Below are 14,975 nucleotides of genomic sequence, written 5' to 3' on the forward strand. Positions count from 1 at the left end.
ATAGTATATCACGGATATGTGGGAATTTTCTAACTTTTTGTGATTTTCCACATGGAGTGTAATATCTTGAGTTAAAATTTGATACAATTCTGCGATAGCTTTTTGGGTCACTCAATCGGTCTCGTTCTATTACACCATTTATATGTTGATTATCTTAACAATAACAGAACTAATGTTCTAGTTAAATTGGGTCGTAGAAAAATATAAAAGGCGTATGTATGTTGGTAGCAGGAGGGGATCAGATGTTAATTGAAAAATATGTGTTCATCGATTTTAAAGATTTTTGTAAAAAACACTTCAAAAAGAATCGAGAAAGTAAAAGTATTGAGGTTTTACAGGCATTAAAGGAGTACGATCGATCACTTTACCGAGCCATTGAAAAAACGGTTGGAAAACGGAAAATGAAATCGTACATCGGTCGTTTGTTACGTAGCATTAGAGGTGAAGGGTGGCTTTCCTATGAAGAAAAAACGTGGATCACAAAACCGAAGTGGGGATATTGCACTTATTGTTTCACACCATTAGATGACATCTACCTCATTGACATCGATCATCATCAATATTGTAATACGCATTGCTTTGACGACCACGAGGCAGTTTCTCATTACGATAGTTATGCAGATGATTATGTGTTCTTATTTTGGGATTTTGAAAAACTGAAAGAAAGATATTCTTATTTTTTAAACGGATCTTTTCCAAAAAACTTTAAGACACATTTGGATCTATTGATTATTGTGAGAGATATTCATAACGTTCTTTACAACGATGATTATTCAGATGTTTTATGGAATGGCGGAGATGATGGTCCTGTCTCAAGAGAAATGAATCGAATGATTACTATATTAAAGAACGACGCGGAAAAATTAGAGAAATTAATGGAACAATGTAAGCAAAAACTCCCCGAGACTAATGAACGCTTTGCGATTGTGGTCAGTGATACAATCATGCGGAGAAGAAAAAGACCTAAAGTGCTGCGAGATTTTATCCATACACACCGGAAATACCGCGATAAAGAAAATAAAAATAAATGGGTAACGAATGATTCGTTGCAACGATTGAATTGGCATGATGATTTAACTGCTGTTGAAGAGTTAGAGTCCGAAGTTTCAATCGTCAATGAAATCAATTGTCCTGATTGTAATCAAATGATTAGTAGTGATGAGAATACCTACCGGGTGCCTGATGGCTATTTTTATTGTGAAGATTGCTATCAGGAATTAGATTTTTATTACAATTTTAAGGAGGAATAGCTATGACTGAAAAAGTAGTGTGGTATGAACCTTTACTCGAAACCAAGCTTTACGAAGGAGAAGCAATGGATCAAAAAATGCATGGATACGGAAAACTATACTACCCAGAGATTGTTGATGATCCGGAGAATCAGCCTTTACGTTACGAAGGGTACTTTCACCAGGACATCATGCATGGTTTCGGAACCCTCTATCGACGCGACGGAATAAAGATTTATGAAGGCGATTGGCATCAAGGTTTGTATGAAGGGTACGGCAAACTATTTAATGACCTTGGTGAGATGACTTACGAAGGTGAATTTAGAAATGGCTTGAAGCTAATTGATTATGAAGCAAGAAAAGAAGGGAATCACCAAGAATACTACGACAACGGCGCCTTAAAATATGATGGAGAATGGAAAGACGGCTATAAGCATGGCTATGGTAAAGCATATTGGCAAGACGGCACATTATGGTATGAAGGTGAGTTCAAAGATGAAAAGCCGCATGGATACGGGAAAATGTATTATCCATCTGGAATACTTCGTTATGAGGGACAGTTTGAAGACATGCAATATGCCGGTTGGGGAAAAGAGTATTATGAGAATGGGAATTTAAAATTTGAAGGGATCCAAAAAAAGAACTCCCGCTTCTTCTACGGTGTAAGGAGTTATGAAGTCGGTATTCTATGTGATGAAGATGGGGAGATTCGTTTTGAAGGGAGGTTCTGATATAATTGGTATTGAAGAAGCATCTACAAGGACCTTATTTTTCAACAAATTGAAGCAATGAAAACGTATGTTACTGTTTCTTCTGCTCCCTTAGCAACACGCTTAGAAGGTGAAGGAATCCAAGTATTCAATAGCTTAGAAAAGGCGTTTAATGCGACGGTTGAAGGTGGATCCAGCCATAGTGTCATGACCGTTTCCATTTCAGCAAATAGTCCGTCGCATACAGATAAGGCGTAGTTCATCGTAATTACAAAAAAGAAACCAGAGACCGTCCATATGATTGGACAGTACCTGGTCTTTCTTTACATTCACTTCTCTCATTATCTAATTATCAACTGGCTTTCTCTTTTTTATATCGTTCAGTGTCGTTCTCAACCGTGAACCGTTTTCAAAAAAACCTGAACGATTGTTATCCTTGCACGTTGATACTTTTCTATTTTGTAAGAGTGTCTATGAGCCAAAAACATGTACTAGGATAAATACTTACAAAGACTAAATTAGCTTAGCATGATCATACTTAATTCAAAAATTACGTACACTACCTAAATAATTGTTCTGAAAAAATTGTTCTCGCTTAAATTGTTTCCTTAGCATAGATTGTAGACTCAATATTTAATTGAGTTAGAATAACAGGCCACCAGAATGGTGTACCTCTCCAACCATTCACTTCTAATCCATTTTGCTTAAGTAACATAATAGCAGGTTGATCAATTGCGAGTTCCTTCGCTACTTTAAGTTCACTTTTAGCACCCTTAGGCGTATCAGGAGAATCCTCAAACTTTTGTTTTGAATCTATTCTCTTTATATTTCTTCCTTCTCTAACTATTATCCATAAATTTTTTTCTTTACTATTCAGAGTGAGATAATCCAAAACAGAAAAATTCTCTTCCAGATCCCACTCATAACCACTTTCCATTTGAAGTGTTTCATAAATAGATGAAAGGATTTCTTTAACTTCAACTACCGGAGCTAAAAATGCATCATTATTAACTACTTCAGGGGAATAATATTTTAATTCCTTAACCCTTTCAGAGATTTTTTCTACTTTTTTGCTTATATTTGTTTTATATCCTGTTTGAAATCCAACAGGTAATATACGTTTATGAGGTTTTAAAGTAACAAGTTTTGAAAGTAATATTTTGTTTGGACTACAGGGTGCAATTTTGTTGGAGTTATCTTTATGGATAAATACTACCCCCCTATTATGGCCTTTTTCAAAGGCCTCTCTTAATTCAGTATCGAATTCATGAATCCTTTCCATAACATTATAAATCCTTCTAGTAGTGTAAAATCTAGTAACAGCTATATCTTCTACAGATCTAGCTCCATACATTCGGGAATGTTGAAGTACTGTATCTTGTTGAAACGAGTTTGGATTTCTTCCATAGAAAAATCCTGTTAAATTGCCTATTGTTATCCCTCTATCTAAAATTTGACCTCCAATAAAAATATTCATAGGTGTTCGAAGTTGCAATTGTCCTGTTGAATCAAGTAACTCTTCAACATCCTTGTCAGAATTAACGGTTGATACTACCACCATTTCTTGAAATAAAGCGTCTTTTACTTCATTTAATATTTCGTCGATTGAAGGCCGAGGCATATTTACTAACCTTACTGAGTTCATTAAATGATTATAAGAATTTTTAATCCATTCTTTATACAACTCATAATCGTTTTCGATCAATTCATTTAAATCTTCCAAAATAAGATTAATAAGTTGCTGTTGCCAATCATGCGCTTTTTTACCTCTTTCAGTGTGGACGACCATAGAATATTTTTCTTCATCTTCATTTAAACTTCTTTGTTGCCATCGCCTTATACAGCTACCCACAATAAAGTTAATTACAGCTCGATTTAGATTATGTAAATTTTTTTGAGTTATTAGATTTTCCTTTCGAACTCTACGTAAGTCCATTTTTTTCATTACTTCAAGGTCGTTTTCATTTATCTCTTGATATAAGTAAAAAGCAGGTGAATTCTGATCATTTGACTCTTCAAAATAAACTTCACCACCAACATACTTATCGTGTATAGGTACTAATTCTGTAAATGCAGGACGAACTGGTTCAAATTTAAGAGATTTATTGATTTCTCTATCATCGGGTTGCAGATAAAGAGAATACGGTGTCGCTGTGACTTGTAAAAACGATCCCTTACTAACATTAGCCCTAATATAATCTATTTTGGAAGCAATTACTTTCATTTCAATGATGTTTTTTTCTGGATTATTCTCATATGAAACACTTGCAAAGTCAGCTTCATCGTCGATAAATAAAATATTCTTGTCTTTTAAGTCTGGATATGTTGATAACAGTGCTTCATTTATTCTATCCATGTTTCTAGTTTCCTTTTTTACTACTATTGCAAGTTTCTTATTTAATTCCCATTTGCTCAAATTTGAAGGTAAAGTCATAATATCGTAAACTCGCATTTTGTCACGTGCAATCATTCTATCAAATTCCTGATTTAGTCTGGCGATCGTTTGTTTAACTAAAGCTTTTGTACCTTTTGTTAAAACAATTACTACATCATATCCATTATCATAGGCTAAACCCATTATACCGAGGAATGTTCTAGTTTTACCTGATTGAATTTTCCCTAAAAGCATACCGGGCTTGTTTGCCGAAGTTTGTTGATCTATCAAATTTTTTGCGGTATTCTCCATACAGGATAAATACTTTTCCTCATATTTATTTTTTTCCTTTAAAAATTCGTAAAAATCTCCAGTTGTGTTAATAGACATTTGAAATGTTTCCATAATAGCTTCTCTCCCCCTAATTACTTCAAAATTACTCAAGAATCTCCTTCAACTCAGCTTCGATACTTTTCCAATTCTTTGCTAAATCCACACTGCAAATTTTTATATGAAACCCTTGTATCTCATAATGAAGTTGAAATGATTGATAGACTCTGGGATACAATAAAATGCCTACTGCTGTGTCACCATTACGCTTTCGTTTATCGTTTTCTAAATAAGCGTATAGTTGATATAAATGACCGCTCCGTACAATTTCTTTACTTCTATTTTCGGCAAGTCCATGCTCATAAAACTTCGTATCAATAATGTATTTTTGTTCAAAAACATCCATTGAAATATCTGTTCTCATCTGAGGTACGTGTTCAATTTTTTCCCCGATCGCTCCCCAATCTAATGATTCGCTTCGAGCTCTTGATTCTGGATATTCATGTCTGTAAAAACTTTTCACAAATGCTTCAAACAGTTTAGCCATTTTCATATGATCACGAGAAAAATCATTAAATATTAACCTGCCTGAACCCTCATGCAATAAAACATTCTCAGATACCAATTGACAGATATTTAATATAAATCGGTAGTGTTGATTATTTCGGTGCAATTTAATTTGCTCAAAGTAATTAGGCCGTAATTCTATTCGAGATATAGACCGAAAATACATAAGCAACCTTTTTAAATCTTCATAGTACTCTCTTTCTAACTCCTTATACATACACAATTGAAGCATTGTTTCTTTGATCAATTGATTATGCAATATATCAAGGGTAAACTCTTCATGTTCGATGTGCATTTTCCCTTTCTTATAAGAAAAGCTCTCAAATGATTCTTTAAACAACAACTTACCTCTGATAATACCTGATTCTTCTTTTAATGGCTTATATTCTTTATATAACCCTCTTTTAACTAAAGATTTAACCTTTAAAATTAATACTTTACTCAACAAATTGATGATATCTTTTTCATCTTCACCGTACACGTCAATCACATTCTTTTCATGCGGATGGTCCCAAGCATAAGCCAGCATAAAGTAAATATTTTTAATAGGTACTTTAGTGATATTTACTGAGGAGTCCATGTACTTTATCCTCCTGATCGAACCAATACTCTTTCAATAGCGGTTTAATTTCTAACCGAACAATACGTTCAAACCACGTTTCTTCATCTTTAATGTTATCGGTTGGAGTGAAATAACTATGACCGATTTCAAATCCTTTACCGAGATTTACTTTGTCATTTAAAATTTCTGTATTAATTTCTTTCATAAACGATACAATTGACTCGATAAATCCTTGGCTTACACCCTTATCCTGTAGATATTCTTTGAACGAATCGGTTTCGAAACCGGGTTCTATATCAATAAAAGCAAACCGACGGCGCAAAGCATAATCTACCATTGCTAAAGAACGATCAGCCGTATTCATTGTGCCAATAACATATACGTTTTCTGGAATATAAAACCGTTCTCCTTTTTGACTATAAGTTGTTTGTATTTCAAATTCTTTTCCACGCTTATCCGCTTCAATAAGCATCATCACTTCACCAAATATTTTGGATAAATTACCACGGTTTATTTCATCGATGATGAAATAGAATTTCTCTTCTGGATTTTTTTGTGCTTTTCTGCAGAACCTATAGAATACTCCATCTTGAAGTATAAAATTACCTTCCGCATCAGGCTTAAATCCGCGAATAAATTCCTCATAGGAATATGACTGGTGAAATTGAATCATTTCAATATTTTCTGGTGATCTCATTTCCATATGGTAATAGGCCAGTCGTTTCGCTACGAACGTTTTACCTACACCTGGTGGACCTTGCAAAATAATATTCTTTTTATGATCTAACGAATCTTTCGCATCTTCTATTCTATCCAGATCCATAAACAGATCTTTAGCTACATCATCAATTGTAAAAAGTTCTTTATTGCTTGCTTTGTATTCAATCTCCGGCTCTTTACAAACATCCATCTTTTGAAAAATGTCGTCTATAAACTCTTCATCTGCAGTAACATCTGTTAAAGTCTTCTGATGAATAGGCAAATCGGAAACATCCCACTCACCAAATTTTAACCATTCGACATTTCTATAAGAATGTTGCGAACCATTTTCTGGACTATGTTGATAAGAAGATACTACTTGGCCGAATGCGTTTAATTTCGAAGTTCCTGCTTTAACGAATACGTAATCTCCCTCTTTCATTTCCTTTACAAATTGCTCATTGGCGAGTGCATCATTTACAGGGTTATGGTCATATTGATTCTTTTCTTTCAGGGAAAGGGCTATATCTTTTTTATCTTTGTATTTTCTTAGATCGCCCAATTCGTTCCATCCAATGGATATCTGTTCTTTTTCTTTAAACTCATTCCAATACTTTCCTTTTTCACCTGCAGCTATTAACCAATACTTTGGTGTCTCTCTCTCAATAGCATGCTTATCTTTAGATTTATCGAAAATGAAACTAAAAAACTGATCAATTTCATAAAGGACTGGCAAGTCGGTCTGCCGGCCGATGATTTTTTCATAATAGCTTACTATGTCATGGGCTTTTATGGCTTTTTGATACTTCATAAACCTTGTTGCAAAGGAGTCGCCCCTTTGATAACCAGGGTCTATTCCTAGTTCATTCTCAACCGCAACTTTATCCCGTTGATTAAAGAAACAGTATTCTTCTGGAAATATATTTCCTATAATTTCACTTAATGCGTTTGCGCCTATTCCAAAAAGTTTATATTGTTTATTATTTAGAAACTGATCCATCCGATGCTCTAAAGGATCACTTCCGTGTACTAGATATAAAAAACTCTCCCTATATTTATCAATCGAACTGGCATTCATTTGACCAAAGGCACGACCACGTGCAATCGCCATCCGATAAGCATTGATATGTTCACCGATTAGTTGAAAATCTTCCCACTCCATTGATTTAATATATTCTTGATCTTTAAACTTTTGAAAGAAACGATAACTTTTTTCCAAGAAGTCAAACTCTTTTTTAAAGTTATCAAATTCCTCTTTGTAATAGATTAAATATTTTTCTATTAAAGATTTATCAACTCTTTGATCCAACAGCTTTGGAGCTTTCCAGAACTTTAATAAGATATTAAACTCTTCTTCCGTTAACTTATAATTTGTTAGTTGTGCCAAGCGCATTATTAATAAATCTTTGGTTTCTGGAAGTTCCTTTAATTTGTGTCGAAGAAGCATACCTTCCGATTCACTTAACCGTGTATCAATCACTTTTAATTCAACTTGCGGATCCTCTTCATCATTATGTAACGGTTCTCGGTATACTTCAGCTAAAGCTATTATTCCTCCTGTATTCTTTTCACCTCCATCTGAACGCCAAATAAATAGTTCATCACCTTTCTTAACTTCGTATGTATGACGTTTCTGACGAATACTCCATTCAATGATTTTTCCTGTCTTTACATATTGATTAAGATTATTCACGCTTGGATACTTCTCTTTGTTTATAGCGAATTGTTTAGGGTTTCCTTGAAAAATCCACTTCGTCATAGAATATTCTCCTTTTAATTTATTCATTTGTTAAATTATATCAAAATATTCTAAAAATTACACTTGGTATTTTTATAATGCATATACATTTAATTTCTACATTATATAGCTTTATGGTGTATTATGATAAAATATATGTGGTTTCAATAGTATATGAAATAGATATCAACCAAATTAAACTTATATAAATAATTTATACTAATTTTATAAAATTCATGTAAAACATATTTTTAATCGTTATTATCTATGATTTTTAACGAGGCCTCTTATATAATCTGCTTGTCACAATAATCGAATGATTATATTAATTTCAGAATAAGAATAGGCTTTTAGATATGCAAAAGATCATTTGGAAAACTTATGTTATCTGACTATTTTAATTGTTTGGAGGGTGCACCTAAATGAATACATTTGGTAAAATTATTGATTTTCTTAATAATCCAATTAGTTACCGTCTAATATTTGCTACTGTATTTACATCTGGAATATTACTCAGCTTAAGCCTTTTACCGTTAAAGTATCTGGAAAGAGTTAATCTCGTCCAATTTTATTCTGAGTATGGGTATACTGTTTTAATCGTATTTTTATTTTCAATTTTTATTTTAATTATTCAATTAGGGTCAGTTATTGAGGAAAAAAGAAAAGATGGAAAACTAAAAAAACAAATTAATAAACAGCAGAAAGATTTAATAAATGATCCAATCGCATATTCTTACCTACTAGAATTGTATAGAGTCCACCCTGAGCCAGCACTTTTACCAATCTATAATCAGAAAGTTAAGCTTTTGGAACAATATGGTCTTATAATCAAAGCAACAAATCAATATCCTGTTTATGACCCTATTGAATTATTTAACCCAGAAATACCTTACATTCTCCAACCTAAAACGGAAAAAGAAATTCAAAAAAGGTTGAATGATAAGTAGAACCTGTATTTGAGTACTTATACCGACAAAACACGTTGGATAACATTATTTTAAATTAATGTTTATGACAAACTAAAAATGTAGTCTTTGGCAGTTAATTTATGTAGGTGGCTGAGAAGCAGCTGCATGAATAAAAAAACCACTTGCCAACCTCTCCAAATAACTTTAAACTCCTCGTTGGACCAACAACGTTCGACAGGAGGAAATTAGGAGATGTTAGCAGTGGCTCAAATTGATTATATCAGACATGAAGTAAACCAAAAAGGAGAAACATATGCCAGTGTGGGCAAAAGAATGGGTATCGACCCACGTACGGTTAATAAATATGCCAATCAAGAAGAATTCAAGAAGAAGGAGAAACAGAAACGGAAATCCTCCGTTATGGCACCCGTTAAACCTATTTTAGATAAGTGGATCAAAGAGAATTTGAAAAAGAAGCGAAAGTATCAAAGAACGGCTAAGAGAATGTTTGAACAACTAGAGAAGTTCCACAGTTTCAAAGGATCTTACCGGACGGTACGAGATTATGTATCACACCGTAAACGTGAATTAAAGGAAAGCATGGAGGATGCAGCTTTACCTTTCGAATCTTTTCAAGGTACTGCACAAGTAGATTTTGGCACAGCCCCATTTAAGTATCACTCCGAGGTTATTGACTTACCTTATCTGGTCATGTCATTCCCTCATAGTAATAGCTTTTATTTTCAGGTGTTTCCTTCGGAAAATACGGAGTGTTTACTTGAGGGATTACAACGAATGTTTTGTCATATGGGAGGCGTCCCTACCACGATTCGATTTGATAATCTGTCTCCCGCAGTTAAAAAAATACGAGCAAAAGGAGAACGAGAATTAACAAATACATTTGAACGATTTGTTTTCCACTACGGCTTTAAATATGAGTTTTGTAATCCAGGCAAAGGAAATGAGAAAGGCCATGTTGAGGCGATGGTTAAATATGTGAGGAATAACTTCTTACTACCGGAGAACACCGTTCTAAACCTTGATTAATTCAATGAAGCACTTTGGGAGTTGGCCGAGCAAGACCGTAATCGCTTGCATTATGAGAAAGAAGTTCTCCAATCTGAATTATTTAAAGAAGACCAAGATAATTGGCTAGTTCTTCCCGAGAAAACTTTTGATTGTGCTATTTATCAGGATGTAAAGGCTGATAAGTATGGCATCGTTACAATAGACAAAAAGCAATATTCTACCTCTCCTAGATTTGCCAAACAGAAGGTAAGTGTGTGTATTACATTTAACACCGTAGTTATTTTAAATGAAAATAATGATGTCATTGTTAAACACTCTCGATTGTATGGTATTAAAAGACGCTCGATGATATGGCAGCCTTATCTGGATTTATTATCAAAACGACCAAGAGCCATAAAGTACTCAAGTTTGTATGAGCAGTTCCCGCCTATTTGGTCCGAATACTTGAACAGTTGCATGGAGGAAGAGCAAAAAAGCGCTTTACGATTGTTAGGAGAATTATTAAAGAACGATGATTTTTCATTATTAAATGAAGCCCTGAAAATGGCTTCAACTCACGGGCATCCGAGTGCTGATCAAATTAGACATTGTTTTTATTCCCTACTAAACCAAAGCAACACCTATGAAGCTATTAAACCTAATATACCGGTACCTAAGGTACCTGATATAACAAGAGGCCTCTCTCATTACGATTCCCTCTTCCAGGCTGGGGGTGAAGTGAGATGAGAGAACAAATTGAAGCCTATGCCAAACGATTAAAGCTGAGTTGGATTCGAGAACATTTTGATAAGCTAGAGGCAGACAGTAATCAAGAATATCTTCTCAAACTATTTGAGCAAGAAGTGCAGAATCGAGAAGAACGAAAAGTTAACCTATTACTCAGTCAAGCGCAACTTCCGAAGACAGGTAATCAACCGTTTCAATGGGAGCATATCCGGGTCCCTCAAGGAATTAATCGAGAAAGAGTACTTGATGGAACGTTTATTAAGGAGAAGGAGAATCTTATTCTATATGGAGGTGTTGGAACCGGTAAAACGTATTTGGCGACATTAATTTGTCTGAATGCCATACATAGGTTTGGCAGTAAGGTGAAGTTCTTTACTGTGGCATCTTTAGTTAATAAATTAATAGAGGCGAACCAACAAGGTTCCCTCCCCAAACTGATTAAACAGATAGAAAAATTAGACTTACTCGTTTTAGATGAGCTAGCCTACATCCCTCTTCATAAACAGGGTGCAGAATTACTTTTCCAAGTAATATCCATGTGTTATGAGAATAAAAGCATCGTCATTACGACAAATCTTCAGTTTGGTCAATGGAATCATGTTTTTGGAGATCCAATATTAACAGAGGCGGTTATTGACCGACTCATACATCATTCACATTTACTCGTTTTTACTGGTGATAGTTATCGTTATAAGGAATCTTTATTGAACCAATAAATTGAGGTGGCAAGTGGGCATGCATTTTTAAATGCCATTTCATACATTTTTACTTGCCAAATACAGATTTATGAAGAACTTATTTATGATACGGTTCACCGTGGTAATTTAAGAGGCAAAAAAACAGCATTAGATTTTACCCGCCAATGCTGTTTTTTATTAATCTATTATCTTATATTCTGCGATTGGATACCGGTGGTCGGTTTGTAAATTAAGTCGGAAAGTCTTTTCTTACAAGGTTTTTGATTTTTTATGTGTAAAATTTGTGTAAAATGCTTTAACTTCATTAAATTTCATAAAATCATTTCGTAGAATTCATTAAAAAACAGCATTTGCTTGGATGATTCATGATAATGGGGTCAAAACCTCTTAATTTTTGGACTGAAATTGAGAAGATCCGGTTATTGATTTACGGGTTCTTGCTGCACTTATCTCAGAAATAACTGCAGCAAGGATTTCTTCACCAAATTTACTTCCTTTGATATAAGTGTCAAAAACACAATCCGCTTTAATGTAGTAAAGAACAATTGGAAGCTTACCTAACAAACCCAAATTAACCCTTCCAATAATTTTATAACTATTATCGATATCATCATTTGGAAATAAAAGAGCATTTGCCGTGCTGTATTCTTTAAATAATTCACTGTAAATCGCCTCATAAATGTGCTGCTTTGCAACATCATTAATACCTGGGCTACCTTTAAACCCATTCTCTACTGGTTTAATATTATAGTATTTAGCGTCCAATATCATTATGAAATCATCATGGACTGTTATAATATCTGGTTGGTACTCATCTGAATGACCAATTGAATCATTTATATAGTTTTCCCACAATGCAGTATACTTCATCCAACTACTTTCCGAGACCATCTTCCTTATCTTATCTTTTTGGTCATTAAACACCTTTTTTAATATATCCTCCCAAATGTATTCAAAGCGTTTCGTACCGAAGATTGATAATTCTTTCTTGTGATTTACATATTCTACATCTAAATAATGAATCATAGCATTTAATATTCTAACTTGTTGATCATTAAACACCACTTGCATTTCCTTTTTTATAATAGTAATGAGATAATTTTTATCTCCTAATGAACTAAAATCTGCAGTTGGCGTTATTATATTTGTCAGTTCATATCCAAGTAGCCCACCATAACGCATGTAGCATTCGTATATGATATTTTGATGAATTACAGTGACTACATTAGATTCATCACTATTATACTCTATGTTTTTCGTGTTTAAATAAAATGGTTGTTTATTAACAAAGTACGGTGTCACATCAGAAATTGTATCTTCCCAGCTTATTTCATCTTCACCATCATCAATTATTTCCGATATTTCTCTCTCATAATATCCAAAATAAATAAAGTCTCTTAAAAATAAATCACTTAGTCCAAGAATACTATTATAATCACTCTGGTTATTTAAAGGGTAAAAATCAGATGTTAGCTTTCGATAGTTAGCTTTTTCGTACTTTTTGAACACTTTAATTAATTGGATAGTATTTTCAAACTTTAATTTTTCATCTTGTGATGTGGAATATTTTGGTAATACACTGATGGTAATATTTTTATATGCAATTAAACCTACAAAATTAATTGTAAAGACGTCTTCATCTTTTTTCTGACAAATTGACTCATGAAACAATAGGTCTAGTAATTCCTCTCCAAGTAAATTGATCAAGTAATTTTTTTTATAAGGAACTAATTCTTGTAAAAAAATCATTTAAACAAGACCTTTCAAAGCCTCATGAACATCCTTTACGAAAATCGGCTTTTTATCTTCACTTAAATAATCCTGAACTATTTTCGAAAATGTGCTTTTTCTAAACAAAATAGTTGGATTATGTCGTAGTACATCATCCCTTAAGTATAATAAAATTTTATTTACAAATATTTCGTCGTTATCAAACTCATCATTTTTTAAAAAGAATGGTCCAAGTAATTTGTCCTCCGGTATATTTTCATTTGAGAGAAAATCATTAATCACCTCTCTAAATCCATTCCATGGCACTTTTGTGTCTAAAAAGTTCAAAAATATTTGCTTATCATCAACTTTTCCTTTGTATTTATCTAGTAATAAGTATTTAAAAGTCCACCTTCTTTTAAAAGCAGCATCCATTGGTTGAACGCCCTGATCTCCACTATTCATTGTTGCCCATAAGTATAGGTTTGATGGAATTTTGATTGATTCATCCAAATATGTACCCATTCTTGCTCTTAGTGCATTAAGCATGTTTTCTTGAATCGTAATTGAATAAGAACTTTCTCCATCAGCATTTCTATCTAACAATTGAAAAAAGTCACCGAACACACTAGCTGCATTTGCCCTATTAATTTCTTCTATTATCAATACAAAGTTATGATTAGGGTTTTCCTTTGCTCTTGAAAACATCTCAAGTAATGGTCCCAATTCGAATTTATAATCAATTAATGGTTCATATTGATAATCTGCTTCACGAACCATACTAGCATCATAAATCGTTGTGTTAGTATCCTTATAAATAGGAGTAGGTTTATACACACCTGCAAACTGGCTGTATGAATATTTAGGATAGAATGTAACTCTTTTTCTCAAATATTCATCTGGAAATAGATCTGTTGCTATTTCATCCAATTCAAAACTTTTCCCAGTTCCAGGAGCTCCATAAACAATTAAATTTCTAGCAAATTCACTAGCTACTTCATTTGGTTCAAAGTTACAATAACTTTCATTTCCATTAACTGTATTACTATCTTCATCAAAGTCATATTCATAGAAATTATCTAAATTCAACATATAAGACAATAGAAAGTTTGGCCTGAAAGCATATGAATTTCGCTTCTTTTCTGTAGAAATCTTAAACGTGGAAAAACCATCTCGCATTGCCTGTGCTATTTTTTTAACATGAATTTTAGCAGAATGATTTTTTCCTTGTTCTTCATAAGCATGGATGTTCCACCCAACAATAATAGGGTTTTGATTTCTTTCGTAAACACCCAAAAGTAAATTAATAGTTTCATCAGTATCAATTATCTCTAAATCTTTTAACTGGATTCTTTTATCATTTGGACTAGTCCTGCCCGTATTAGATAACGCCTTACAATATATATTTAGGTTATATGTCTCACCTTCATTATTAGACATTGTTCCTTGTAATTGCGCTCTTTCTTCTGATGTCCAATTAATATTCCAGTTTGTATTAGCAAGGGCATTTTTTATTATTTCTCTTACTCTACCAGGCTGTAAAATAGGTTCATTATCAATCACGATTGATCCGTCAGGGTTAGCTTGATTATATTCATTAGACATTGCAGATACCTCCACTCCCTCAATAGATTAATTATTTCTTAGTTTTTCGCCGTTTTACTTTGATTTTCTAATTGACTTAGTTAGAAGCGC

At 33.4% G+C, this 14,975-nt stretch carries 10 protein-coding genes and 1 pseudogene; 6 read left to right on the forward strand and 5 right to left on the reverse strand.

The genetic code is table 11. The features are described from left to right. Positions 1 to 242 precede the first annotated feature (242 nt). The 3 genes from FPQ10_RS08260 to FPQ10_RS08270 are packed head-to-tail and all read left to right on the forward strand — an operon-like array spanning position 243 to position 2,197. The gene (locus FPQ10_RS08260; protein ID WP_144162867.1) at positions 243 to 1,250 is read left to right on the forward strand and encodes a hypothetical protein; all 1,008 of its coding nucleotides are present in this window, start codon (positions 243 to 245) and stop codon (positions 1,248 to 1,250) included. Positions 1,251 to 1,252: 2 nt separating this feature from the next. Continuing rightward, entirely contained in the window at positions 1,253 to 1,960 is a 708-nt protein-coding gene (locus tag FPQ10_RS08265; protein ID WP_144162869.1) for an MORN repeat-containing protein, read from the forward strand. 36 nt (positions 1,961 to 1,996) lie between these two features. After that, positions 1,997 to 2,197: a Ykof family thiamine-binding protein gene (locus tag FPQ10_RS08270; protein WP_255439823.1), complete on the forward strand. Its 201-nt coding sequence runs from the start codon at positions 1,997 to 1,999 to the stop codon at positions 2,195 to 2,197. A gap of 337 nt (positions 2,198 to 2,534) precedes the next feature. On the opposite strand, the gene FPQ10_RS08275 is transcribed toward FPQ10_RS08270, so the two are convergent. Genes FPQ10_RS08275 through FPQ10_RS08285 form a run of 3 tightly spaced genes read right to left on the reverse strand, consistent with a single transcriptional unit; the run spans position 2,535 to position 8,230 of the window. Continuing rightward, the gene (locus FPQ10_RS08275; RefSeq protein WP_255439813.1) at positions 2,535 to 4,718 is read right to left on the reverse strand and encodes a Z1 domain-containing protein; all 2,184 of its coding nucleotides are present in this window, start codon (positions 4,716 to 4,718) and stop codon (positions 2,535 to 2,537) included. Positions 4,719 to 4,749: 31 nt separating this feature from the next. Then, the gene (locus tag FPQ10_RS08280) at positions 4,750 to 5,790 is read right to left on the reverse strand and encodes a 5-methylcytosine restriction system specificity protein McrC (protein ID WP_144162873.1); all 1,041 of its coding nucleotides are present in this window, start codon (positions 5,788 to 5,790) and stop codon (positions 4,750 to 4,752) included. Beyond that, complete coding sequence (locus FPQ10_RS08285) at positions 5,765 to 8,230, reverse strand: AAA family ATPase (protein WP_144162875.1); 2,466 nt, start codon at positions 8,228 to 8,230, stop codon at positions 5,765 to 5,767. The genes FPQ10_RS08280 and FPQ10_RS08285 overlap by 26 nt, the downstream gene beginning before the upstream one ends. A gap of 401 nt (positions 8,231 to 8,631) precedes the next feature. Here FPQ10_RS08285 and FPQ10_RS08290 point away from each other — a divergent pair, with 401 nt between their 5' ends. From FPQ10_RS08290 to istB, 3 genes and pseudogenes are all read left to right on the forward strand, one after another. Next, entirely contained in the window at positions 8,632 to 9,156 is a 525-nt protein-coding gene (locus tag FPQ10_RS08290; protein WP_144162877.1) for a super-infection exclusion protein B, read from the forward strand. A 213-nt stretch (positions 9,157 to 9,369) separates the two neighbouring features. Then, positions 9,370 to 10,872, forward strand: a pseudogene (gene istA, locus FPQ10_RS08295) (IS21 family transposase). Next, complete coding sequence (gene istB, locus FPQ10_RS08300) at positions 10,869 to 11,588, forward strand: IS21-like element helper ATPase IstB (RefSeq protein WP_144162879.1); 720 nt, start codon at positions 10,869 to 10,871, stop codon at positions 11,586 to 11,588. The pseudogene istA and the gene istB overlap by 4 nt, the downstream one beginning before the upstream one ends. Positions 11,589 to 11,957: 369 nt before the next feature. On the opposite strand, the gene FPQ10_RS08305 is transcribed toward istB, so the two are convergent. Further along, on the reverse strand, positions 11,958 to 13,319 hold the full coding sequence (locus FPQ10_RS08305) for an LlaJI family restriction endonuclease (RefSeq protein ID WP_144162881.1): 1,362 nt from the start codon (positions 13,317 to 13,319) through the stop codon (positions 11,958 to 11,960). Continuing rightward, complete coding sequence (locus tag FPQ10_RS08310; protein WP_144162883.1) at positions 13,320 to 14,885, reverse strand: AAA family ATPase; 1,566 nt, start codon at positions 14,883 to 14,885, stop codon at positions 13,320 to 13,322. It abuts the gene before it with no gap. Between the last annotated feature and the right edge of the window lie 90 nt (positions 14,886 to 14,975).

The sequence above is a fragment of the Allobacillus sp. SKP2-8 genome, from assembly GCF_007559355.1.
GTDB lineage: Bacteria > Bacillota > Bacilli > Bacillales > Alkalibacillaceae > Allobacillus > Allobacillus halotolerans.